The 22,496-nt window shown below is 60.6% G+C and carries 18 protein-coding genes, 1 tRNA gene and 2 rRNA genes (1 of these 21 cut by a window edge); 13 read left to right on the forward strand and 8 right to left on the reverse strand.

The genetic code is table 11. From position 1 onward, the window contains the following. The 5 genes from I6L49_RS18340 to I6L49_RS18360 form a co-directional block, all read left to right on the forward strand. Positions 1–528 (forward strand): 23S ribosomal RNA (locus I6L49_RS18340); it begins 2,362 nt to the left of the window's first position. A 192-nt stretch (positions 529–720) separates the two neighbouring features. Beyond that, positions 721–835 (forward strand): 5S ribosomal RNA (rrf, locus tag I6L49_RS18345). A 97-nt stretch (positions 836–932) separates the two neighbouring features. After that, positions 933–1,009 (forward strand) — tRNA-Asp (locus I6L49_RS18350). Positions 1,010–1,422: 413 nt separating this feature from the next. Further along, positions 1,423–1,740 (forward strand): PTS system regulator TmaR, encoded by a 318-nt coding sequence (tmaR, locus tag I6L49_RS18355; RefSeq protein ID WP_005336024.1) that lies wholly within the window; start codon positions 1,423–1,425, stop codon positions 1,738–1,740. 208 nt (positions 1,741–1,948) lie between these two features. After that, complete coding sequence (locus I6L49_RS18360) at positions 1,949–5,032, forward strand: transglycosylase domain-containing protein (RefSeq protein WP_216950083.1); 3,084 nt, start codon at positions 1,949–1,951, stop codon at positions 5,030–5,032. A 109-nt stretch (positions 5,033–5,141) separates the two neighbouring features. Here I6L49_RS18360 and yidA read toward each other — a convergent pair whose 3' ends face one another. The 4 genes from yidA to I6L49_RS18380 form a co-directional block, all read right to left on the reverse strand. Beyond that, the gene (gene yidA / locus I6L49_RS18365; RefSeq protein WP_216950084.1) at positions 5,142–5,951 is read right to left on the reverse strand and encodes a sugar-phosphatase; all 810 of its coding nucleotides are present in this window, start codon (positions 5,949–5,951) and stop codon (positions 5,142–5,144) included. A gap of 114 nt (positions 5,952–6,065) precedes the next feature. Beyond that, positions 6,066–7,733 carry a DUF342 domain-containing protein gene (locus I6L49_RS18370; protein ID WP_216950085.1) on the reverse strand — a complete coding sequence of 556 codons (1,668 nt, stop codon included), beginning with the start codon at positions 7,731–7,733 and terminating at the stop codon, positions 6,066–6,068. A gap of 250 nt (positions 7,734–7,983) precedes the next feature. Next, positions 7,984–9,132 (reverse strand): CinA family nicotinamide mononucleotide deamidase-related protein, encoded by a 1,149-nt coding sequence (locus I6L49_RS18375; protein WP_216950086.1) that lies wholly within the window; start codon positions 9,130–9,132, stop codon positions 7,984–7,986. 53 nt (positions 9,133–9,185) lie between these two features. Beyond that, the gene (locus I6L49_RS18380; RefSeq protein WP_216950087.1) at positions 9,186–10,424 is read right to left on the reverse strand and encodes a DUF3391 domain-containing protein; all 1,239 of its coding nucleotides are present in this window, start codon (positions 10,422–10,424) and stop codon (positions 9,186–9,188) included. Between the two features lie 144 nt (positions 10,425–10,568). Here I6L49_RS18380 and metA point away from each other — a divergent pair, with 144 nt between their 5' ends. Further along, the gene (gene metA / locus I6L49_RS18385) at positions 10,569–11,516 is read left to right on the forward strand and encodes a homoserine O-succinyltransferase (RefSeq protein WP_042053667.1); all 948 of its coding nucleotides are present in this window, start codon (positions 10,569–10,571) and stop codon (positions 11,514–11,516) included. Here metA and I6L49_RS18390 read toward each other — a convergent pair whose 3' ends face one another. Beyond that, positions 11,517–12,035, reverse strand: a complete 519-nt coding sequence (locus tag I6L49_RS18390) for a cyclin-dependent kinase inhibitor 3 family protein (protein ID WP_040067125.1) — start codon at positions 12,033–12,035, stop codon at positions 11,517–11,519. Positions 12,036–12,178: 143 nt separating this feature from the next. On the opposite strand from I6L49_RS18390, the gene I6L49_RS18395 reads away from it, so the two are divergent. Next, entirely contained in the window at positions 12,179–12,649 is a 471-nt protein-coding gene (locus I6L49_RS18395) for an Lrp/AsnC family transcriptional regulator (RefSeq protein ID WP_216950088.1), read from the forward strand. A gap of 91 nt (positions 12,650–12,740) precedes the next feature. Here the strand turns inward: I6L49_RS18395 and I6L49_RS18400 are convergent, their stop codons facing one another. Then, a complete protein-coding gene (locus tag I6L49_RS18400; protein WP_216950089.1) occupies positions 12,741–14,705 on the reverse strand; it encodes an LTA synthase family protein in 1,965 nt (654 codons plus the stop codon). A gap of 258 nt (positions 14,706–14,963) precedes the next feature. Here I6L49_RS18400 and I6L49_RS18405 point away from each other — a divergent pair, with 258 nt between their 5' ends. Continuing rightward, entirely contained in the window at positions 14,964–15,221 is a 258-nt protein-coding gene (locus I6L49_RS18405) for a DUF2442 domain-containing protein (protein ID WP_005335997.1), read from the forward strand. On the opposite strand, the gene I6L49_RS18410 is transcribed toward I6L49_RS18405, so the two are convergent. Then, positions 15,218–15,478 carry a hypothetical protein gene (locus I6L49_RS18410; RefSeq protein ID WP_141108901.1) on the reverse strand — a complete coding sequence of 87 codons (261 nt, stop codon included), beginning with the start codon at positions 15,476–15,478 and terminating at the stop codon, positions 15,218–15,220. The two genes, I6L49_RS18405 and I6L49_RS18410, sit on opposite strands and share 4 nt — an antisense overlap. Between I6L49_RS18410 and I6L49_RS18415 the strand changes: the two genes are divergently transcribed. Both I6L49_RS18415 and I6L49_RS18420 read left to right on the forward strand, forming a co-directional pair. Then, positions 15,467–17,434 (forward strand): TonB-dependent copper receptor, encoded by a 1,968-nt coding sequence (locus tag I6L49_RS18415; RefSeq protein WP_216950090.1) that lies wholly within the window; start codon positions 15,467–15,469, stop codon positions 17,432–17,434. The two genes, I6L49_RS18410 and I6L49_RS18415, sit on opposite strands and share 12 nt — an antisense overlap. A 109-nt stretch (positions 17,435–17,543) precedes the next feature. Continuing rightward, positions 17,544–19,172 carry an alpha-amylase family glycosyl hydrolase gene (locus I6L49_RS18420; protein ID WP_216950091.1) on the forward strand — a complete coding sequence of 543 codons (1,629 nt, stop codon included), beginning with the start codon at positions 17,544–17,546 and terminating at the stop codon, positions 19,170–19,172. Positions 19,173–19,256: 84 nt separating this feature from the next. Here I6L49_RS18420 and I6L49_RS18425 read toward each other — a convergent pair whose 3' ends face one another. After that, on the reverse strand, positions 19,257–20,696 hold the full coding sequence (locus I6L49_RS18425) for a RimK family protein (RefSeq protein ID WP_216950092.1): 1,440 nt from the start codon (positions 20,694–20,696) through the stop codon (positions 19,257–19,259). Positions 20,697–20,882: 186 nt separating this feature from the next. Here I6L49_RS18425 and I6L49_RS18430 point away from each other — a divergent pair, with 186 nt between their 5' ends. The 3 genes from I6L49_RS18430 to I6L49_RS18440 are packed head-to-tail and all read left to right on the forward strand — an operon-like array spanning position 20,883 to position 22,473. Next, entirely contained in the window at positions 20,883–21,392 is a 510-nt protein-coding gene (locus tag I6L49_RS18430) for a GNAT family N-acetyltransferase (protein ID WP_216950093.1), read from the forward strand. Positions 21,393–21,423: 31 nt separating this feature from the next. Further along, positions 21,424–21,669, forward strand: coding sequence for a DUF3624 family protein (locus tag I6L49_RS18435; protein ID WP_216950094.1), 246 nt, complete (start codon positions 21,424–21,426; stop codon positions 21,667–21,669). A gap of 57 nt (positions 21,670–21,726) precedes the next feature. After that, the gene (locus I6L49_RS18440; protein ID WP_216950095.1) at positions 21,727–22,473 is read left to right on the forward strand and encodes an SDR family oxidoreductase; all 747 of its coding nucleotides are present in this window, start codon (positions 21,727–21,729) and stop codon (positions 22,471–22,473) included. The last annotated feature ends 23 nt before the right edge of the window (positions 22,474–22,496 follow it).

Raw genomic sequence — 22,496 nt, forward strand, 5'->3', positions numbered from 1 at the left:
AAGTAGGTCATAGTGATCCGGTGGTTCTGAATGGAAGGGCCATCGCTCAACGGATAAAAGGTACTCCGGGGATAACAGGCTGATACCGCCCAAGAGTTCATATCGACGGCGGTGTTTGGCACCTCGATGTCGGCTCATCACATCCTGGGGCTGAAGTCGGTCCCAAGGGTATGGCTGTTCGCCATTTAAAGTGGTACGCGAGCTGGGTTCAGAACGTCGTGAGACAGTTCGGTCCCTATCTGCCGTGGGCGTTGGATGATTGAAGGGAGTTGCTCCTAGTACGAGAGGACCGGAGTGAACGAACCTCTGGTGTTCGGGTTGTCACGCCAGTGGCACTGCCCGGTAGCTAAGTTCGGAATCGATAACCGCTGAAAGCATCTAAGCGGGAAGCGAGCCCTGAGATGAGTCATCCCTGACCCCTTGAGGGTCCTAAAGGGCCGTTGGAGACCACAACGTTGATAGGCGGGGTGTGTAAGTGCAGCGATGCATTGAGCTAACCCGTACTAATTACCCGTGAGGCTTAACCATACAACACCCAAGAAGTGTTCTAAGGCTTGTAGCAAACCTAAGCGAAACTACGAATTCAGTGATAACGACAAGCAACGAGCAACATCGTTATTCACGTCAGCTTTCTAGATTATTCGGTTCGTCCTGAACCTCACCCTTCGGGCCCGCCTACGGCGGTTTCGATTTGTTCCGGACAAATCGATGAAGAATTTGCCTGGCGGCCATAGCGCCGTGGAACCACCTGATCCCATGCCGAACTCAGAAGTGAAACGCGGTAGCGCCGATGGTAGTGTGGCATTCGCCATGCGAGAGTAGGACACTGCCAGGCACCCAATTAAACGGTGATGTGAAGAATCACGTCACTAGCTGCGGGGGTGACACCTCAGAAGATGCAGCAGAAGATTTAGCGAAAGCTAACCGAATGCGGAGCGGTAGTTCAGTCGGTTAGAATACCGGCCTGTCACGCCGGGGGTCGCGGGTTCGAGTCCCGTCCGCTCCGCCACTAATTTGAAGGCCTTCCCTGATGGGAAGGCCTTTTTGCTATGGGCGGTTTTTGCCCATAAGTCCCACTGGTTTGCACACCAGAACCAACACAAAGCCCAGTCTCACGACCACGCGTTGGTGTTTTTAGCGTGTTAAACAGCCAGTATTAGCATTTATCTGCAGGAAGAGAACTAAAAATCCTGTCATTTCCTCCATTTTCTATCTATATCAAGCCCTTATCTGATGGATTACTGGCTATTTTAACTGGTTTACTTTTGGCCAAACTCTGTTCATGGCGCGCGATTAGGGTTGTATCTCGCTTATAACTCGGTAGAGTAAGGGCATCTTGAGTTTGCCTGTCCCGCGCCGAGTTTGCCGGGTTCCAGGTGTAACTTGGCCAGTTTTTATCAACCTTAAGTCAGTGGTATCGATATGGAACAAGTAAACAAGTCCACCTTCAGCGATGTACTGGAATATGTGCGTATGTCCCGTCGCCAGAACAAACTCAAGCGTGAAATTGCGGATAACGAGAAAAAGATCCGTGACAACCAGAAGCGCGTGCTGCTGCTCGACAACCTGAGCGACTACATCAAGCCGGGCATGAGTATTGATGATGTGCAGGCGATCATCGCCAACATGCGTGCCGACTATGAAGAGCGCGTGGATGACCACATCATCAAGAACGCCGAGCTTTCCAAAGAGCGTAAAGAGCTGAGCACCAAACTGAAGGGCATGAGCTCTCACAAATAAGCGTTGCGCTTTCGCTTAAGAGACACCGGCCACTGGCCGGTGTTTTGTTATCAGCTCTGATCTCTGCCACTCCTGCAACAATCGGCTCCCCTTTTTAGAATTGCCCTGTTACCATCACTACAAAGCGGTCAATAGTTTCAAGCCATTGACTTGAAAAGACTAAGCTTGAGTGAAACACAATAAATTGCGCAACCATGGTGGGGCTGATATGGGCGCATCAGAACAGACGGATTTGACACAAGTGGCATCTCAAGATTCATCTGTCCAGACCTCGGACGGGAACCCAAAGCGCAAGCGTCGTCCCTGGTGGCGTTGGCTGTTCTGTTTTCTCTTTTTATTGTGCCTGGGGGCGGTGATCGCTCTGGTTGGCTATGAGATGAAAACCTCGAAGCTGCAATCTCAGGAGATCTCCCGCTATGCTGCCAAGCTCACCTATCAGGTCGAGCCTGGCCAGAGCAATCAGATCGCCTTCCCTGAGGATGGCCCGTTCGACAAGCGGCTCGGCTATGTGCAACTGCCGATGATGCAGGAACGTTTGCTTCAGCGGGGCTATGAAGTCAGCAAGCAGGTGCATTTCTCCGACGCGCTCTATGACTACGCCAGTCGTGGCTTCTTCGTGCCCTATACCGAGAAGGTGCAGGCTGGCCTGACATTGCACGATTGCCGCGCAGAACCTTTCTATCAATTCAAGTATCCGACTCATCACTATCCGGATTTTGACTCCATTCCGCCTCTTGTCATCCAGTCGCTGCTGTTTATCGAGAACCGTGACTTGCTGAGCAATGAAGAGCCGTTGGCCAACCCGGCGGTCGACTGGCCCCGTTTTGCCAAGGCGGCGCTCTCCCAGGTGGGCAAGGCGCTCGATATGCAGGATCAATCTGCCGGTGGCAGTACCCTGGCGACCCAGGTGGAGAAGTATCGCCACTCGCCGGATGGGCTGACCCTGTCGCCGACCGAGAAGATCCGTCAGATGGCCTCTGCCAGCGTGCGGGCCTATCGTCTCGGGCCGGAAACCCTCGAAGCGCGCAAACTGGTCGCCTGGGCCTACCTCAACTCGGTACCGCTCTCGGCTGCGCCAGGATATGGTGAAGTCCATGGTCTGGGAGATGGTCTCTGGGTCTGGTTTGGTGCCAACGTCGATGATGTGAACCGTCTGTTGGATCCCGCCCGCAACCAGAATGCGCCGCTGGCCGAACAGGGACTTGCCCTGCGTCAGGTTGTCTCGCTGATGATTGCGCACCGCCGTCCCTCTTACTATCTGGCTCAGGGGCGAGAGGCATTGGCTACCCTGACCGACAGCTACCTGCGCCTGTTTGTGCAGGAGGGGATGATCACGCCACCTCTGATGGAGGCGGCGCTCAAGGCCAAGATTACGTTCCGTGACTTCCTGCAGTCCCCGGCTATCACCCGGGTGAACAATAACAAGGGGTTGCAAGTTGCCCGTACTCGCCTGAGCCGCCAGCTCGGGGTGCAGCTCTATGACCTTGACCGGATGGATCTGACCGCCGATACCAGCCTCAACATGCCGCTGCAGAACGAAATCTCCCGTTATCTGCAACAGCTGGCCGACCCGACGTTTGCCGCCCAGGTAGGGCTGTTTGGTGAGCGCCTGCTCTCGCCGGAGAAGACCGGCGATGTGCGCTACAGTTTCACTCTGTTCGAGAAGTCGCCGGAAGGGTTCAAGGTGCGGGTGCAGACCGACAACACCGATCAGCCGTTCGATATCAACGAAGGTTCCAAGCTGGAGTTGGGCTCAACCGCCAAGTTGCGGGTGCTGACCACCTATCTGGAGATCGTGGCCGAGCTGCACGACAACTATGCCGGGATGCCGGTCGAGAATCTGCGCAAGCTGGCTGCCGTCTCTCAGGACAACCTCAGCCGTTGGGCTATCTCCTATCTGATGACGGCTCAGGACAAGAGCCTGCCTGTGATGCTGGAAGCGGCGCTGGATCGCAAATACTCCGCCAGCCCCAATGAGGGGTTCTTTACCGGTGGCGGCATGCACACCTTCAACAACTTCCGCCGCGAGGATAACAATCGTATTCCGACGTTGCGTGACTCTCTACGTGAGTCGATTAACTTGCCCTTTGTGCGGCTGATGCGCGATATCGTGCGCTACAGCCTCTACAAGGAGGGCAACCGTGCCCAGTTGCTGAAGGACGACAAGGATCCCCGTCGTCAGGAGTATCTGGCCAAATTTGCCGACAAAGAGGGCCAGACCTATCTGCTGCGCTTCTGGCGCAAATATCGCGGCAAGACTCCCGAGGAGCAACTCGATACCTTCCTCGACGGTCTCAAGCCGAGTGCGGTACGTCTGGCGGCGGTTCACCGCTACCTGATGCCGGAAGCCAGCGAAGCCGCATTTGCTGCCTTCCTGGCGGAGCGGTTGCCGCGCGAGAAGCTGAGTGCGAAACGGATCAATCAGCTCTACGTCAGCTATGGCCCGGGCAAGTATTCACTGCCGGATCAGGGCTACATCGCCCGGGTTCACCCGCTGGAGCTGTGGCTGCTGGCCTATCTCAAGGAGTTCGACAAGGCGACCTTTGCCGACGCGGTGGCGGCCAGTCGTGACGAGCGGCAGGAGGTCTACAGCTGGCTGTTCAAGACCCGTCATCGCAGTGCCCGTGACAGCCGGATCCGCACCATGCTGGAGGTTGAAGCCTTCCTCGATATCCATCAGCGCTGGGCCAAGCTCGGTTATCCGTTCGACCATCTGGTGCCTTCGCTGGCGACTGCCTTGGGCAGCTCCGGTGACCGTCCGGCTGCACTGGCCGAGCTGATGGGGATTATCCAGAATGGCGGTGTCCGCTCGCCAACCCTGCGTATCGAGCACCTCTCGTTCGCCAAGGGGACGCCCTTCGAGACCGAGTTTGAGCCGCAGCACACCGAGGGAACCCGGGTGATGCCGGCAGAGGTGGCGGCCGCCCTGCGCAGTGCGCTCTCCAAGGTGGTCGAAGGGGGCACGGCAAGACGTATCGCCGGTGCCTTTACCCTGCCGGATGGCACTGTGCTGCAGATGGGGGGCAAGACCGGGACCGGGGATAACCGGATTGAAACAGTGGGCCGTTATGGCAACGTGACCAGCTCGCTGGCGCGCAACCGTACCGCAACCTTCGTCTTCTATCTGGGTGAGGATCACTTCGGTACCCTGACCGCCTATGTGCCGGGTAGCCAGTCTGACAAGTTCCGCTTCACCTCGGCACTGCCGGTGCAGGTGCTCAAGGGAATGGCTCCCCTGCTGACACCTTACCTGCAACCTGGCTCCCACACCCAGTGTCTGGCGAACCAGTGATGCGAGCGAATTACCGCTCATCACGCAGATAACTAACCAGAAAAAACGGGGAGGCTGACAGCCTCCCCGTTTTTATTTCCTCATCGGACGCAGCAGCGCTCGATTGCGATCAGGCGTTCAGTACGAACTGCTCGATCACCTGAGCCACGCCATCTTCATCGTTGTGGGCAGTGGTGTGCTGGGCGAGAGCCTTGATCTCGTCGGTGGCATTGCCCATCGCAACCCCGAGGCCTGCGTATTCGATCATGTGGCGATCGTTGCCCGCATCCCCGACGCAGATCACCTGAGCGGCGGTCAGGCCCAGGTGCTCGGCCAGTGCGGCCACGCCGGTTCCCTTGTTGCTCTGCTTGTTCATGAACTCGAGGAAGAAGGGGGCGCTCTGTACCACGGTATAGCGCTCATAGAGCTCTGCAGGTAGTCGCTCGATGGCGCGGGAGAGCTGGGGCGGCTCGTCGATCATCATCACCTTCATGATCTGCTCGTCGGCAGGCAGGGTGGCGAAGTCGATCAGATTGATCGGCATGCCGATCAGGCGAGATTCGTGCTCGGTGTAGGTGCTGACACGGGGACTGATCAGGCCACGGGTGACCGAGAAACCATGGACGTTCACTTCCAGCTCATCAGCCAGTTTGGCGACGGCGCTGGCGTCACTACCGGTCAGCAGCTGGCTGCGGATGATGCGCTGATCGGCCACCTGTTGCACCAGAGCGCCGTTGTAGCAGATGACGTAGTCATGCTCTGTGGTGAGGCCGAGCTCTTCCAGATAGCGGCTCATCCCTTCCAGCGGGCGGCCGGAGGCCAGCACTACGGTTACCCCTTTGGCGCGCGCGGCACTGATGGCGGCGTGGGTGCGGGGAGTAATCTGGCCCTGCGGGTTGAGCAGGGTGCCATCCATATCCAATGCGATCAGCTTGTACATCTCTCACTACCTGAGTCTGGGTGGCCCGCCCGGTGGGGCCAAGGAAGTGGCGAGTGTAGCGAAAATCGACGGCGGGATCACGGACGATACAGCGAGCAGTCCGTGCCGGTTGAGCTATTTGTGTCCCTCGTAAGGGGTCATCTCCAGGGTTTCATCATGGATGGTCAGACGGGTAGGGCCTCGGGTGATGGTAACCTTGCGTTTGAAGCTGGCCATCTCGACCTCGATGCCGGAGTAGAGGTGCTGGGTGGCAATGACCTCCATCTGAGCCATCAAGTTTCGCAGCTCCTCCTGGTTGGCGGTGAGCTGCTCATCGAGCTGGGCCAGTTCGGCCAGCTGATGGTCCCGGATCGGTTTGAGCTTGCGCAGGGTATCCGGATTGCGCTTGTCGCCGGGCAGTTGCAGCAACTTCATGACCAGCTCCTTGATTTTCTCCAGCTGGGCCTGACACGCCTGCTGGCGCAGCTTGAGCTGGTGTTCCTGCTCCTTGTGGGTGAAGTAGCCGCCAAGGATCTGCAGCCGGGTATGGTTGGCGGCCTCGGCCCCCAGGCTGGGGGCCATGATCAGGCGATTGGCAATGCTGGTGCCCCCCAGCAGTGTGCCTTTGCGCATGTTGCTATCGCCCACCTTGATATCTTGTCCGCTGCGGGAGTAGCAGTGGCTGAGCTGGCTCTGGATCTGGATATCCCCCCCCGCTTCCAGCTGGGCATACTGGGCGTAGCTGGCGTGGATCTCCCCCTGCGCATTGAGCTGGCAAAGGTACTCCCCCTGCTCGTTGCGGCGGCCAATGATGCCGTGGCGTACCGTGATGCTGCCCCCCGCCTCGATCCAGCCCCCTTCGATAAAGCCGCCGATGACGATGTCACCGCTGACCTTGATCTTCATGCCCGGGTTGACGTCGCCGCTGACGATTAAGCCCCCTTCAAAATCAATGTGACCGTGGCGGGCATCTACCTGTTTGACGCTGAGCACCTCGTCCACCTTCATGCCCGCTTTCTCCTGACAGGGCAGGCCAGCCCGACCGGCAATCAGCAGGTCGGGATCGTCGGGGGAGATAAAGGTGCCCTCGCCAGCACTCATCGGGCTGTCTTTGCCATCTTTGGCGGGCAGATCCTGACCGGTCACGGTAAAACCGGGTACCCCGACGGTGGCCGGATGACGGCGCATCAGCGGAGCGCCTGCCTTGACGGTGACGATGGAGCCGAGATCCCGCAGGTCGACCTTGCCATGACCCAGCTCCTGCGGTTTGAGGATCCGTTCGGCCGGGGTCTCCACCAGCCGCTCATAGCGAGTGTCCTGACCATTGACGGCAGGCTGGCCGTTGGCAATCACCAGCTTGAGCTGACTGCCGGGGGCGGCCTCCTTGGCCGACTGAATGGCAGCGATGAGCAGTTGCTCACTCACCCCCTGTTTGATTTCGCTGATGGCGATCGCCTCTTTCAGCTGTTCCAGCGTCACATATTTGCCCCCCCAGTCGGCAGTGATCTGGGCGATGGCGCTCATGCGATCCTTCTCCACGATTACGGTGAGTCGGGCATCCTGACGCTTGCCGACAGGGATGGGGTTGGCGGGGACGGGGGCGGCAGGGTTGGTGAGCAGGGTATTGAGCAGGCTGATGGCCTGTTTGATCCCCTCGGGCAGCGGCTGATAGCGGCGACAGTTGGAAGCGAGCAGCAGAGCCTGCACATCCTGTTCCGTGACAGGTTTGGTGAGACCGGCGGCAATCCGCAGGCAGACCAGTTCCATATCGCTTGATAGCAGCAACCACTCTTTGCTTAACACCGCATCTCCTTGCTGGATGAGAACGGAGCGATCGGCTCGCTCCTTTACTGTCATTTAATCTCTCAATGATTAATAAAGCGAGTCACCAACCCTGAGAGTGGGCAGTATTCAGATATTTCCTCTGAATGGTCAATGAATTGAAGTCAAATCGGTGATGGCGGCCGGATAAATATGGGTGCTGTTTGGCAATGGCGTGAAATGGCGGATCGCAGCGCCAGCAACATAGGGTCGCTGGCAGGGGCGGTAGTTATCAGCTGCGCTGGGCTGTTCTGGCCAGGGTGAGGTAATCGCCGAGTACCGGCTCACCCAGCATATGGCGGCGCAGCATGTCGAGGGCGGCAAAGGCGAGGATCTTGCGGCGGCTCTCCGGGTCGGGGTGGCTGACCTTGACCGTCTGACCGATGTGCATGCCATCGGCGCTGAGCAGCAGTGGCACCCCCTCTGCGCCCTCTCGCCCTATGGTCAGTTGCAGGCCCGCATCGGTTATCGGTAGTTGCGCCAGCTCATCGGCCAGTTGCGTGCTGAAGTTGGCCTCCAGCTGGGGATGGCCGTGACAAAGCGCCAGCAGCACACCGCCACTCTCCCCCTCCAGCAGAGCCAGAGGCTTGCCTTGCAGCAGCGCGAGGATCTGCTGCGCAGGTTCCGTATCTCCGCTGCCAACCAGCCAGGGTCGGATCGTATCCAGCAGTCGGCGCTCGGCGCTCTCCATGTCAGCAGCACTGGCGCCGTGGCCGATCAGCTTCAGCTCGATAAGGGGCATGGAGGAGCGGTAACCCAGCTCGATGCCGGCTGGCCAGGGTTCGGCATCCAGCATATCGCTGAGCGCCGACTCCGAGACACCGAAGGTGTAAAAGCGACGCAGCTCGGTATCGACTTGTGCCCCGGCCAGCTGTTTGAGGCGCGGCAGAATTTGCTCGCGCACCATCTGCTTGAACTCGAACGGCACGCCCGGGGTGAAGAAGAGCTGACTCTGGCCACTTCGCACCACAAAGCCGCAGGCGGTGCCGACCGGGTTGTCGAGGATCTCGCACCCCTGTGGCAGCCAGGCCTGTTTGGCATTGCTTTGTGCCATGGGGCGGCCACGGCTGGCGTAGCGCGCTTCGATGGTAGCGAGCCAGTCGGGGAAGAGGGTGAGCGGTTGGTCAAAGGCCTCGGCTGCCGCCTGAGCGGTGAGGTCGTCGGCGGTGGGCCCGAGCCCGCCACACACCAACACCACCTCGGCGCGGCGGGCACTCTCTTGCAGCACCGTTTTCAGGTCGGCGAGGTTGTCCCCTACCGTCAGGCGACGGCGCACCTGCCAGCCCTGCTCCAGCAGCAGAGCGCTGAGCCAGGCCGCGTTGGTATCCACCACCAGACCCGTCACTATCTCGTCTCCGGTACTGATGATCTCGATACGCATGGCAGGCTCCTTGGATTAAACGGGTGGCAACGGTTGGCCTCGAGCCAACACAATCAGGCTTTGCTGTGCTCGAAGTAGTAGCTGATCCGGGTACGCGGATTGAGGTACTCGAACACGGCGGGCGGCAGCCGTTTGGGGTGGATCACCTTGGCGATCGACAGTTCGGCTTGCTGCAGGTCGATGATGGCCGCTTCCTGACGGGGAATGCGCGGATCGTAGACCAGCACCGAGGGGTAGAGCAGGCGGGAAGCGTTGACCGACATCACCAGCCCCACCTGACCGTTGGAGAGTTGCACCACGCTGCCGGGGGGATAGATCCCCATCAACCGGATCAGCATGCTGAGGTACTCCGGATTGAACTGCGCCTTGCGCTGCTTGTAGAGGCCGCTCAGGGCCGAGTAGGGCACCTTGGCCTGCATGTGGCAGAGGTTATCGTACTCGTTGATCAGCGACACCATCTGGGTCAGCGGATCGAGCTGGCCACCCTTGAGCCCTTCCGGCCCGCTGCCATCGAGATATTCGTGGTGATGGAGCACGATCCCCTTCGCCTCGGCCGGGAAATCCTTGGCCAGATTGAGCAGATCCAGCCCGTAGCGCGGGTGCTGGGCTATCAGATTCTGCTCCGGCTTGGTCAGCGGCTCGGTCTTGCGCAGGATCTGGCTCGGGATCTTCAATTTACCGATGTCGTGGAATAGGGCCCCCATGCCGACCTGACGGATCTCGTCGGCCGTCATGCAGCACTCCTTGGCCAGCAGCATGCTGAGCACGCTCACATTGAGGGAGTGGAAGTAGAGGTTGTTGCCATCCTCGCTGTCGGAGACCAGGTGCAGCACCATTTCGTCCACCGAGAGCAGTTGCTCGGTCATGGCATTGACCAGCTCCTGCGCCTCGCCGATGGCATTGAGGGGGCGGGACTGGATCTTGCTCATCACGCTGCGCACCTGCGCCAGCGACTGCTGGAACTGCTTCTCGCACTGCTGCAGGTTGCGGCGATAGAGTTGCAACTGTTCGATGCGGCGATCCTTCTCCTGCTGCATCTGGGCCTGACGCTGGGCGGCGTCTGCGCTCTCTTGTTGCTGAGGTTGTACCTGATTGAGGGGCTTGGGCGGGACGTCGCTCTTGTCGGGAATGATGGTGACCAGTTTCAGGCCGAGACGGCGGATCAGCTCGATCTCTTCTTCACTTTTGATCTTGAAGCTGGAAAACAGGAACGGGTGTTCGCGCCACCCCAGTGGCAGGGATACATAGTTGCCGACTTGCAGTCGATCTACGGAAATCTTGATACCGGTCATTATCTTGGAAGCAGGAGACACACTGAGCCGTATGCTAGTCAAAGGCGGGGGTGAATACAAAAGGTATCTGATGACAGGGCAAGAGCTTTATTATAGGCTTCTGGATGTCCAGACATATTTACTGATGCAGTACAGGGAGTAAGCATGCCGATCAAGATCCCGGATCAGTTACCCGCCGCCGAAGTGCTGGGGCAGGAGAACATCTTCGTGATGACGGAATCCCGGGCCGTCACCCAGAACATCCGCCCGCTGCGGGTGCTCATCCTCAACCTGATGCCAAAGAAGATTGAGACCGAGATCCAGCTGATGCGGATGCTCTCCAACTCGCCGCTGCAGGTGGATGTGGATCTGCTGCGCATCGATGACAGGGAGTCAAAGAACACGCCTCAGGCCCATCTGGAGAACTTCTATCACGACTTCGAACAGGTGCGTGGCAATAACTACGACGGCATGATCATCACAGGGGCGCCGCTCGGGCTGGTGGAGTTCGAGGAGGTGGTCTACTGGCCGCGCATCGTCGAGATCATCGAGTGGTCCCATCAGCATGTCACCTCCACCCTGTTCCTCTGCTGGGCGGTGCAGGCGGCGCTGAAAGCCTTGTATGGTATGGAGAAGCAGACCCACGGCGAGAAGCTCTCCGGGGTTTACCGCCACCATCGCCTCGATGAGCACGAGCCGCTGCTGCGCGGTTTCGATGACGAGTTTGTCGCCCCGCACTCCCGTTACGCGGCGTTTGATGGCGATCTGATCCGTGCCCAGACCGACTTGCAGATTTTTGCCGAGTCAGAAGAGGCGGGAGTCTATCTGGCGGCGACCAAGGATTGTCGTCAGGTGTTTGTCACCGGGCACCCGGAGTACGATGCCCTGACGCTGGACGGGGAGTATCAGCGGGATCTGGCGGCAGGGCTCGACCCGGCCATTCCGGTCAACTACTACCCGAATAATGATCCGAGCCGGACGCCGCGCGCCAGCTGGCGCAGCCATGGTCATCTGCTGTTTGCCAACTGGCTCAACTACTACGTCTATCAGCTCACCAGCTATCGGGTGGAAGATATCGGCAAGGTCTTCACCTACGACCAGGGAGGTAAATAGTCAGTCGCCCTGCGCCAGCCGCTCGGCCAGCTGGTCTAGCCATTGGCGGTGGCAGGCCAGGGTAAACGCCTTGGGTCTGTGGGCCTTGATGGCGGCCATCGCCTCTTGCTGTGGCTGGCCGAGGGTCATCAGCAGTGCGGCGGCGACCAGACCGGTACGACCGCTGCCCCCTTTGCAGTGGATGACCAGATGTTTGCCATCGCCCAGCAGCTCGCGCAGCTGTGGCAGCGCCTGTTGCCAGGCCGCCTCGAAGTCGGTGTCGGGGGCCAGATCATCCTCGATGGGCAGATGGAACCAGCGCATCCCTTCGTGCTCGACCTGTTGGCCGAGCTGCGCCAGTTCGAGTCGGATCAACTCGGCGCTTGTCATCAGGGTCACCACCCCGTGGGCACCGGCCAGCCGCAGTTGATCGAGCGCCAGGGTCAGCGGCACCTGCTGGGTGCCGGGGCAGGGGGTCAGCAGCAGCTGACCATCGACACGGGGAACCTCAAGGCTCCAGAAAGGGTGATACGGGTGCATGGCGGATCCTCGCGTGGTGGCCGCAGGGCTGCGACCGGTGAATGGCGCCAAGGATAGGCGGGGCAAGGGGGATGTCAATGGCCGTTGTGTTTGCCCCGGTTTACGGGCAGAGTCTAAAAAATTGAGCGGTTCAAGGAGTTAAGATGAGAAACCTGGATCAACTGGATTTGGATATCCTGGCCCATCTGTTTCGGGATGCGGGCATGACCAACAAGGATCTGGCCGCGCGGGTGGGCGTTGCCCCCTCCACCTGTCTGGAGCGGGTGCGCAAGTTGCAGCAGGATGGCGTGCTCAAGGGGGCGCACTGCGAAGTGGATTATCAGGCCCTCGGTGGCCACATTCAGGCCATGGTCTCCCTGCAGCTGGCCCGTCACAGCCGCCAGATCATCGATGCCTTCCGCGATGCCATTCTGGCGTTGCCCGAAGTGATCAGCCTGTTCCACATGGGGGGCAAGGATGATTTTCTGGTGCACCTCTGTGTCTCCGATACCGAGCACCTGCGCAACTTCGTCTTCGATCACTTCACCTCCCGCGAAGAGGTGGTGCACCTCGAAACCTCGCTGGTGTTCGAGCACAAGTTCAGCCGCTCCCTGCCCTGCTTTCCCCAGCCATAATGGCCAGTGGGCCGACGGTATGGATAGATGGAAAAAACCGCCAGCTGGCGGTTTTTTCTATTCTGCTATCGGCTGAATCAGCACAGTTGGCTCAATTGGCGGCGGTGCGTTCATCCTTGGCCGTCTGATAGAGGCTCTTCTGATAGGCCATGCTGCCCCACAGGACAAGACCGAGGGCATCCTCCTTCAAGGCGTCCGGCTGCGCCGCCAGAGTCAGCTTCTCGCTGGCATTGTCGTAGACATAGCCCTCTGCCGCCCGCTCCGGTTGCAGGATCACCACATCCTTGCCGCGCATCAGGGCGAAGTTCTTGTCGTACTGCATGATGGCGCGCCCCGGCCAGTCGGCAGGCATGCGGGTCAGATCCTTGCCGAGCATGGGGTAGTCGGCACTGATCCCCATCAGGGAGAGCAGGGTCGGCGCCATGTCGATCTGGCTGACGATGCGCGGATCCTTTCTCGGTGCAATACCGTCGCCCACTATAACCCCCGGAATATGGAAGCGGGGGATGGGCACCAGACTGGCGCCACCGACCCGACTGTCGTGGTCGGCGATGACCAGGAACAGGGTATCCTTCCAGTATTCGGACTGTTTCGCCATTTTGAAGAACTCGCCGATGGCGTAATCCGCATACTTGGCCGCGTTGTTGCGGGTCTGCTTGGGCTGCTCGAACAGTTCGATGCGGTTGTCCGGGAATTCAAACGGATCGTGGTTGCTGGAGCTGAACACCAGACTGAAGAAGGGTTTGCCCTCTTTGTGCAGCGCCTTGAAGGTCTCGTCGGCCTTGGCCATCAGATCCTCGTCGGAGGCGCCCCAGGAGCCCTTGAACACTGGATTGTCGAAATCCTTCTGCTCGACGATGGTGGTGAAGCCGTTGCCGAGGAAGAAGCTGCGCATGTTGTCGAAGTGGCTTTCGCCGCCATAAATAAAGCTGGTGTCGTAACCCCGCTGTTTGAGCAGATCCGCGATGGTGAAGAAGTTGGTCTGGCTCTTGCCGAGTTTGACCACCGCCTGTGCCGGGGTCGGCGTGAAGCCGGTCAGTACTGCCTCGATACCGCGCACCGAGCGGGTGCCGGTGGCGTAGAGCTGCTCGAAGGCCCAACCCTGCTGCGACAGGGCATCGATGTTGGGGGTGAGCGGCAGGCCACCGAGGGAGCCGACAAACTGGGCGCCCAGACTCTCCTGCAGCAGGATCACCAGATTCTTCGGTTTACCCTGGAAGCTCGCCTCGTTGAAGGTCTGGCTGGGCAGCTGCTCGGAGTTGAAATCACTGGCCGGACGGCCACTCTCCTTGCGCATGACCTCGAGCACCTTCTGCTCCGTCATCTCGCCGTAGAACTGGCCGGCATCCTCCTCGGCGCCCATCTGCTTGATGGCAAAGAAGAGGGAGTAGGCGGAGTTGACGGTGAGCGAGTTGACCAGCGGATCCTCGGCAAAGGCGACCATGGCCGGGTTCAGGGCGCGGTGGCCGAGACTGGAGCGGGCACCGAGAAAACCTATGGCCAGAATGAGCAGGGCGAAGGCCGGACGCAGATACCAGCGGGGGAAGCAGAGACCACGTACCAGACGGCCGCTCAGCCACCAACCGCCGGTCAGCACGGCGCCACTGAAGAGTAACGCCAGCAGCAGCTCGGCCTTGCGCCCCGCCCACAGCATGGCGAACACCTCTTTCGGATAGATGAGGTACTCCACATAGAGACGGTTGGGGCGCACGCCATACTCGGTGACAAACGAGGGGGTGGAGATCTCGAGGAACAGCATCAGCCAGAGTCCGACGGTCAGCCAGACGCGCATCAGTTGCAGCCAGCCCCGGCCGATGGCATGGGGGCCTGCCAGCAGCAGAGTGAGCATGGCGGGGACACCCCAGACCCAGCAGAGGGTCGCAAAGTCGACCCGGATCCCTTGCAGCAGCATCTCCTGCCAACCGGCCACGGCATCCACTCGTTCCAGTTGCCATATACCGAGGGCGATTCGGCTGAAAGAGAGAGAGAAAAGCGCGAGCGCGCAGAAGATGGCGAAGGGCCAGAACGGGCCGAGTCGCTGTTTTAGATCTGTCATTTTTGTTCCTGAATGAGACTGTAAGCGCCTGTCCACAGACGTTTTTTACTTGTTGTGAGGTTATGACAGATCGAACTGGTTAAGGTTGCATTCAATTTTGTTAAAAGCCGGAATTAACACATTTATCATCTAAAAATGTGATGTCGCGCGCTTAATGAGCACAGCATAACCTGCTGGATAAAATGTGAGCCACAGCGCGTATGGATGGGGGGTGGGTGTTTATAATTACCGCGAATTATCTCAATCGGAGCCGAAGGGATGCCGGTCTTTATCGATGTCGAGTATGTGCGGGGATGGCGCCTGTTTCTGGTGTTATCGGATGGCACCACGGGGGTGCTGGATCTGACCCCCTGGCGAACCCAGCCGCTGTTTGCAAAGCTGGAGAGCGAGCGTCACTGCGCCCGGGTCTTCATCAACCGTCACCACCAGCTGGAGTGGCCTGTTGGCTGCACGCTATCTGCCCATGAGGTCTATCACCTCATCTCTCCCATCGATGAGCGGGAAGCCTTCAGCTAATCCCCATTTTTTGTGAGCCAACGCCAGATTCCTGTTACTGGAATGTTTGCCCGTTTGCCTTTCTGAGCCAACTTGGGTAAAACCTGCGCAACATTTTGCCAACTTGCCTTCGCTTCACCTGACAGAGGCTTGCCGCTTTCGCGCCGCAGGCCTTTTTTGCGGCCTGATGGCAAACCTTTCCCTTGCTGAAAGGTTTGGTCGGTTGAATGAAAATAACAAAATAAACAAATACATAAGGAAAATGTATGGCTTGTCATATGCGCACACCTCTTGCCCTGCTGGTGGGCGGGCTCGCCTGTCACGGCGCTGCCGGTCAGGAATCGGTGCAACAGCTGGATCCCATGGTGGTGGTGGCAACCCGCCCCGCCAGCACACTTGAAGTGACGCTGGATCCCAAGAAGCCCGGTTCCCCCATGCCCGCTGCCGATGGCGCCGGTTATCTGAAGAATGTCACCGGCATGAGCATGGTGCGCAAAGGGGGGCTCGGTGGCGACCCTGTACTGCGGGGGATGGGGATGTCCCGCCTCAACGTGCAGATGGATGGCGGCATGCTGGCCGGTGGGTGTGGTGGCCGAATGGACCCGCCCACGGCCTATGTGTTTCCCCAATCCTTTGACCGGATCCGGGTGCTGAAGGGGTCGCAATCCCTGGAGCAGGGTGCCACCCTGGCGGGAACCGTGCTGTTCGAGCGGGACAGGCCCGAGTTCACCGCACCGGGTCTCAAGGCCGATGCCTCGGCCCTCTATGGCAGCTTCGGCCGCGATGACCAGATGGTGGATATGACGGCGGGTTCGACCGATGGCTATCTGCGCGGTCAGTTCACCCACTCCGACAGCGACGATTACCGCGATGGCCACGGTGACAAGGTGCGATCTTTCTATCGTCGCGAGAACGGCACCGCCCAGCTGGGCTGGACGCCGGGGGAGCACACTTGGCTGGAACTCACCGCCGAGCGTAGCAATGCCCGTGCCGCCTATGCGGACCGCACCATGGATGGCCCCATGTTTGATCGCGAATCCTTCGGGCTGAAGCTCAAGCAGGAGCAGATCACCACTCACTGGCAGCGCAGCGAGCTGACCCTGTGGGACAACTACATCGACCACATCATGGACAACTTCAGCCTGCGGCAAAACAGCGGCATGAAGATGCTCTCCAACCCGGATCGCCGCAACACCGGCGGTCGCTGGGCCAACGACATCGCCTTGCCAGCAGACTGGCTGCTGACCGCCGGGCTCGACAGCAACCGGGATCAGCACCGCAGTCGGAGTGGGGTCGACTATGCCACCAAGGATCGCCAGCGCACCCTGCGTTTCGAGCAGCAGGGCGGCTTCGCCGAACTGGGTCGTCAGCAGGGGGCTCACAGCTACAAGGGCGGTTACCGTCAGGATAGGGTCGAGACCACCCGCTATGGCGCCGGTGAACAGACCCTCTACAGCGATACCCTGACCCTGAACAGCGGGTTTGGCCGCTACGAGTACCAGTGGTCGCCCCGCTGGTCCAGCTATCTGGCCTGGGGGCAGGCAGAGCGTGCGCCGGACTACTGGGAGCGCAGCAAGGACAGTACCCCGTTCACCCTCAACCCAGAGCGCAGTCGCCAGTGGGATGCGGGGCTGGCTTTGCGCAGTCGCGAGCTGGACCTGACCCTCTCCCTCTTTAGCTCCGATATCAAGGACTACCTGCTCTACAACAGCAAGTCGAACCAGGTGCGCAATATCGATGCCCAGACCCGGGGTGGCGAGCTGGAGGGGCGCTGGCAGTTTGCCGAGCAGTGGCGTCTCGATGGTGGTCTGGCGGTGGTCTACGGCGAAAACCAGAGCGACAACAAGCCGCTGGCCCAGATGCCGCCGCTCGATGGCAAGCTGGCCCTTGGTTGGCAGCCAAATGAGGCACTGAACTTCACCCTGCTGGGGCGCGCGGTGGCGGCGCAGGATCGGGTAGATCTCTGGTCCGGTACCGTTGCGGGTCAGGATCAGGGGGAGACTCCGGGCTTCTTCACCATGAACCTGAGTGGCGCTTGGCAGTTTGCCAAGGGGTGGCAGCTCTCGGCTGGGGTGGACAATCTGTTCGACACCTTCTACTACGAGCACCTCTCCAAGTCGGTGCACGCCAGTCAGGCCGGGCTGGGCTACGAGCAGAGCGGCCGCATCCCCGAGCCGGGCCGTTCCTACTGGCTCTCGCTCAACTACCGTTTTGCCTCGGCAGGGGTGCTCTAACCAGTTGAGTCAGATAACGTTTTCAATCACAGACACCGCTGTGTGAGCATCGCTATCATGGTGAAAAACAGGCGTATCAGACGCCTGCTCTCACAGCGGGAACATAACAATGAAACAGGGAACGTTACGCTATGGCGGCCTGCTCGGGGCCGCCCTGTTACTTGCGGCTTGCGGCGGCAGCGGTAGTTCCGGAGGGGAGAGCGCTCCCCCCGTTGTCAATCCGCCGGTCACCCACCCTCCGGTCGCCACGGCCAGTCGTGCCTGCTATGGCGACGATCAACCCGCCTGCAACCTGCGCATCTATCAGGTAATGGTGGAGTCGTTTGCCGATGGTGACGGCAGTGCCAACTACGGCGTCGGCTATGGCCCCTCCCAGCACAACGGCGATCTGCAGGGGATCATCGACAGCCTCGACCACATCAAGAGTCTCAACGTCAACGCCATCTGGCTCACTCCGGTGTTCGACTCCTGCGCGGGGCAAGGCGGCGATAACAAGCTTGATGCCACCGGCTACTTCGCCTGCGACTTTTTCACCGTAGATCCCAATTTTGGCAGCAATGCCAAGCTCAAACAGCTGGTGGACGGGGCGCACCAGCGCGGCCTCTATGTCTTCCTCGACGGGGTGTTTGGCCACGTCAACAAGGTGGGGGTGAGCAAGCCCTCGCCAGAGGGGCGTCTGCCAGCCCTCACCAGCGGCGGTGCCGGTTATCCCGGCCAGCTGGTGGATTACAGCAAGCCGGAGAGCCTCGCCTACTTCAAGGAGGTGGCCCGCTACTGGGTCGAGCAGTACGGCATCGACGGCTGGCGCCTCGATCAGGCCTATCAGCTTGGGCTGGATGATTGGCGCGCCATTCGCAGCGAGGTGGATCAGGCCAGCGCGGCGCGCAAGGCCGCCGGTCAGCAGTGGGACACCCTTGGCTACATGGTGGGCGAGGTGTGGAAGGGGGCTGACGACATTCGCGCCCAGGCTTATGGCAGCAGCGACAATCCGGCGCTCTCCTCAGCCTTTGACTTCCCGTTGCGCTACGGCATTGTGCAGGCGCTGGCGGTCGAGGAGTCCGGCAAGGGCGGGCAGGGGGCCAGCGTGCTCGATGCCAGCTGGAACAAGGTGGAGAACTACCCGAATCACGCCATGCCGAACCTGATGCTGGGCAACCACGATCTGGTGCGTTTTGGCGATCTGCTGGAGCGCGGCAACTTTCAATCGACCGAGTACTGGCAGCGCCACAAGGCGGCCTTCAGCTTTATGGCGGCCCGCTCCGGCCCCATCACCCTCTACTACGGCGAGGAGTTTGGCGACGAGGTGCCTGGCTTTGCTGCCAAGGTCAGCGGTGACTGTGCAGCGCAGGGCTTGTGCGACGACCATGTGGCCCGCAGCGACGGCAAGGTGCCTGCTGTCACCGGTTTTGTGCCGGGTAGCGAACAGGCTGAGTTGAAAGAGTGGCTCGCCCAGCTGCTGGCGATGCGTGCTGCCCACCCCGCCCTCTATCAGGGAGAGCGAGTCAAACTGGTGGCCGATGGCAGCCTCTATGGTGACATCAAGCAGACGGCGAGCGAGCAAGTCGTCTACCTGCTCAACCTCTCCACCACGGCGCTCAGCTACAACCTGTCGGCGGGCAAGCTGCGCAGCGGCAGTGCGCTGGTGGATCTGCAAAGTGGCGAGAGTCTGGCTATCGGCGGCAGCAGCGTGACGGTGGAGATACCGCCCTTGAGCGGGCGTTTCCTGCGTCTGCAATAAGTCAGCCACAGCACGCTTTGATATGAGAGAGGGCCCCGTCGCGGGGCCCTCTCTGTCATAGTGGGCGACACAGTCATGGCGGGGTTATGCGGTGGTCTGGCCCCGGTTTTCCAGCCGCTGGCGGAAGGCGCGGGCCAGTCGCTCGTAGAGATCCTGCGCCTCCTTGTCTTCGATATCACCGCGGATCCAGGGGTTGTCGACGATCTCCAGCAGCACGCAGTCACACCCTTGCTGGCGCAAATCGAGCCCGTAGAGGCCATTGCCGAGCTGATGCACTGCGCGGCGGGCGGTCTGCAGTACCCGCTCCGGCACCTCGTTGAGCGGCAGCGCCTCGATGCGGCTCATGTCGAGGGGGTGCTTGCGGCGGCGAATGCGGTTGCCGGGTTCGGGCCGGTAGCGACGGCAGGCGAACAGCGGCGAGCCGTCGAGAAAGCCGATGCGCCAGTCAAACTCGGCGGGGATCCGGCTCTGCACCAGCAGCAGGGCGGAGCGGCCCAGCCCCTCGTCCAGCAGGCGGGCCAGCTGTTGATCGTCGCTGGCCATGGCGAGATCGCGCCCCTGTGCCCCGTCGGGCACCTTCACCATCAACGGCAGGCCGAGCCGCTGTACCAGCTCATCCACATGGTGGCGGCCGCGGCGGGTTACCACCATGGTGGGCGGCATGGGCACGCCGCTGCGCACCATCAGCTCGTAGAGGTAGAGCTTGTTGCTGCAGGCGAGGATGGCGCGGGAGCTATCGAGCACCGGCATCTTGAGCTGCTCGGCACGGTGGGCAAATTCGAAGGTGTAGTGGCCGACTGCGGTTTCGGCCCGCAGCCAGAGGGTGTCGAACTCCGGCAGCCGCTCGATGGCCGACGGTGGCAGGATCTCGGCCCGGATGCCTTGGGCGGCGGCAGCCCGGATAAAGCGCTCCAGCGCCAGCCCGTCACTGCTGGCACGGCCATCATCGGGGTCGACCAGAATGGCGAGCTGGTAGAGCGGCGCAGCCTGCTCCTCGTCACCGGTGCCCACCAGCGCCTGAGCGTGGTGCAGCATCAACTCTTTCTCGCTTGGGCTCAGCTCCAGCGGCGACAGGCTCTGCTGCTGGCGCACCGACCAGCCGTGGCGGCCGCGCTTGAGGGTCAGCTCCTGCAGCGGCAGCTGGCTCAGGCCATAGTAGTAGCGGGCCAGTCCCGCCAGCTCGCTCTGTTCGCACTGGCCGAAGATGGCGCGCACTCTAATCCGATCCTCGCTCTGCTGGGCCAGCCACCCCTGTGCCTTGCGCCACAGCTTGGCCGGTGGCTGCTGGGGTTGCAGTCGGCTGATGGCCTGCAGACCAGGCAGGCAGTGGTGGCCGCGGGCCTGGGCCAGTAGCGAGCAGTAGTAGCCTGCGCTCAGGTGCTCCAGATTGCGGCAGAGGTTGATGATGCGGGGTCGGCCGCCGGTAGTCGGCACGCCATGTTGCAGATAGGTGCGGGCGGTCAGCAGATAATCGGCATGGCAAGGCCAGTCGCCCAGCTCTTCGACGATGACATAGGTACTCATATTTTCGGCTCCACAGATCAGACTGCCTGAACAGGCAGGATCCCCAGTGGGCTTCGATGCACCGACAAGCACGACAATGGCGCGAGGGGAAACAAGAGGTTACAGTGCCTAATATGACGCCTTGGTAACTTGTGATACAAGTCGCATTTTTGGTGCTGAGGATAAATAACCGAACAAGGACTCCCCGTGTTGACCGTACGTGCGGCCCGAACCGATGATCTGGGCGCCATCGTTAATCTGGAACGCTACTGTTTTCCCCCCGAAGTCGCCTTTGGCCGCAGCCGCTGGCACTATCTGCTGGCCCATGCCAAGGGGCGCACCCTGTTGCTGCTGGACGAGAAACATCAGCTGATGGGCTATCTCTGCCTGCTGGAGCACAGAGGCTGGGATCGGCTGGTCATTCAGGCGCTGGCTATTCGCTGGACGGTGCGCCGTCTGGGCTGGGCCCGCCGTCTGCTGGAGCAGGTGATCCGCGAGGGCAAGGCCGCTGGCTGGGGGGCGATCCGGCTGGAGGTGGCGGACGCCAACGAAGAGGCGCTGGCGCTCTATCAGGGATTGGGATTTCGTCCCCAGCAGCGGCTGGCGGACTACTATGGCCGCGACCAGCACGCCCACCGGCTGGTGCTGCCGCTGGTGAGCGACGAGGAGCGTGAGCGGCGCAGAGTGGCTCGCAAGCCGTCTTCAAGGGCCAACTGATCATGTTGAACGAGCAGAATCGAGGAGCAGGATGAGCTGCGACAACTGTCTTGCCACCGCCATCAGGGCCAAGCTGGGGCGCTGTCCGGTCTGCGCCATCCAGACTTTTGTCATCGGCCTGAGTGGCTGGCTGGTCTGGTGGTGGTGCGGTGCCGACACTTCGGTCAACGCCCTCACCGGCCTATTGTTTGCGCTGGGTGGCTCGGGCTTGTTGCTGCTCCATCTGCTGGTGTTTGTCTGGCGCAAGGCGACCGGACGTGAATTGAGCGATGAATAAATCAGATTGGTTTCAACAACATAAATAACAATATCGGTTGAGATAATGGAGGTTCAGATGATTGCAATGGTAACGGGCGCCTCGTCCGGTTTTGGTGAAGCCATCAGCCGCCAGCTGGTGCAGGCGGGCTACAAGGTGATCGGTACCGGTCGCCGCGCCGAGCGGCTGGCTGCGCTGGCTGACGAGCTGGGCGAGCAGTTTCTGCCGCTGGCATTCGACGTGCAGGACAAGGCGGCCACCCGCGCCGCCATCGCCGGCCTGCCAGCCGAGTGGAACGAGGTGGATCTGCTGGTCAACAACGCCGGTCTGGCGCTGGGGCTGGAGCCGGCCCACAAGGCGGATCTGGAAGATTGGGAGCAGATGATCGCCACCAACATCAGCGGTCTGACCCTGCTCACCCGCCTGCTGCTGCCGGGCATGGTGGCGCGCAATCGCGGCCATGTCATCAACATCGGCTCCATCGCCGGCACTTACCCCTATCCGGGCGGCAACGTCTACGGCGCCACCAAGGCGTTCGTGAAGCAGTTCAGCCTCAACCTGCGTGCCGATCTGGCAGGCACCGCCATTCGCGTCACCAACGTGGAGCCGGGCCTGTGCGGCGGCACTGAGTTTTCCAACGTGCGCTTCCACGGTGACGATGCCAAGGCGGCCTCCGTCTATCAGGGGGTGGAGGCGATCCAGCCGGAAGATATCGCCAATACCGTGCTCTGGGTGAGCCAGCAACCGGCCCACGTCAACATCAACAGCATCGAGATCATGCCGGTGGCGCAGACCTTCGGCCCGCTCAATATCAGCCGCCGCTGATCGCTGCATTGGCTGAAACGAAA

It is taken from the genome of Aeromonas sp. FDAARGOS 1419 (assembly GCF_019047045.1).
Lineage (GTDB): Bacteria > Pseudomonadota > Gammaproteobacteria > Enterobacterales > Aeromonadaceae > Aeromonas > Aeromonas veronii.

Bases quoted from the DNA above. Each gene is read 5' to 3' on its own strand.
- tmaR (WP_005336024.1), top strand. From the start codon at position 1,423: ATGGAACAAGTAAACAAGTCCACCTTCAGCGATGTACTGGAATATGTG.
- I6L49_RS18360 (WP_216950083.1), top strand. From the start codon at position 1,949: ATGGGCGCATCAGAACAGACGGATTTGACACAAGTGGCATCTCAAGAT.
- yidA (WP_216950084.1), bottom strand. From the start codon at position 5,951: ATGTACAAGCTGATCGCATTGGATATGGATGGCACCCTGCTCAACCCG.
- I6L49_RS18375 (WP_216950086.1), bottom strand. From the start codon at position 9,132: ATGCGTATCGAGATCATCAGTACCGGAGACGAGATAGTGACGGGTCTG.
- I6L49_RS18380 (WP_216950087.1), bottom strand. From the start codon at position 10,424: ATGACCGGTATCAAGATTTCCGTAGATCGACTGCAAGTCGGCAACTAT.
- metA (WP_042053667.1), top strand. From the start codon at position 10,569: ATGCCGATCAAGATCCCGGATCAGTTACCCGCCGCCGAAGTGCTGGGG.
- I6L49_RS18390 (WP_040067125.1), bottom strand. From the start codon at position 12,035: ATGCACCCGTATCACCCTTTCTGGAGCCTTGAGGTTCCCCGTGTCGAT.
- I6L49_RS18395 (WP_216950088.1), top strand. From the start codon at position 12,179: ATGAGAAACCTGGATCAACTGGATTTGGATATCCTGGCCCATCTGTTT.
- I6L49_RS18400 (WP_216950089.1), bottom strand. From the start codon at position 14,705: ATGACAGATCTAAAACAGCGACTCGGCCCGTTCTGGCCCTTCGCCATC.
- I6L49_RS18405 (WP_005335997.1), top strand. From the start codon at position 14,964: ATGCCGGTCTTTATCGATGTCGAGTATGTGCGGGGATGGCGCCTGTTT.
- I6L49_RS18415 (WP_216950090.1), top strand. From the start codon at position 15,467: ATGGCTTGTCATATGCGCACACCTCTTGCCCTGCTGGTGGGCGGGCTC.
- I6L49_RS18410 (WP_141108901.1), bottom strand. From the start codon at position 15,478: ATGACAAGCCATACATTTTCCTTATGTATTTGTTTATTTTGTTATTTT.
- I6L49_RS18420 (WP_216950091.1), top strand. From the start codon at position 17,544: ATGAAACAGGGAACGTTACGCTATGGCGGCCTGCTCGGGGCCGCCCTG.
- I6L49_RS18425 (WP_216950092.1), bottom strand. From the start codon at position 20,696: ATGAGTACCTATGTCATCGTCGAAGAGCTGGGCGACTGGCCTTGCCAT.
- I6L49_RS18435 (WP_216950094.1), top strand. From the start codon at position 21,424: ATGAGCTGCGACAACTGTCTTGCCACCGCCATCAGGGCCAAGCTGGGG.
- I6L49_RS18440 (WP_216950095.1), top strand. From the start codon at position 21,727: ATGATTGCAATGGTAACGGGCGCCTCGTCCGGTTTTGGTGAAGCCATC.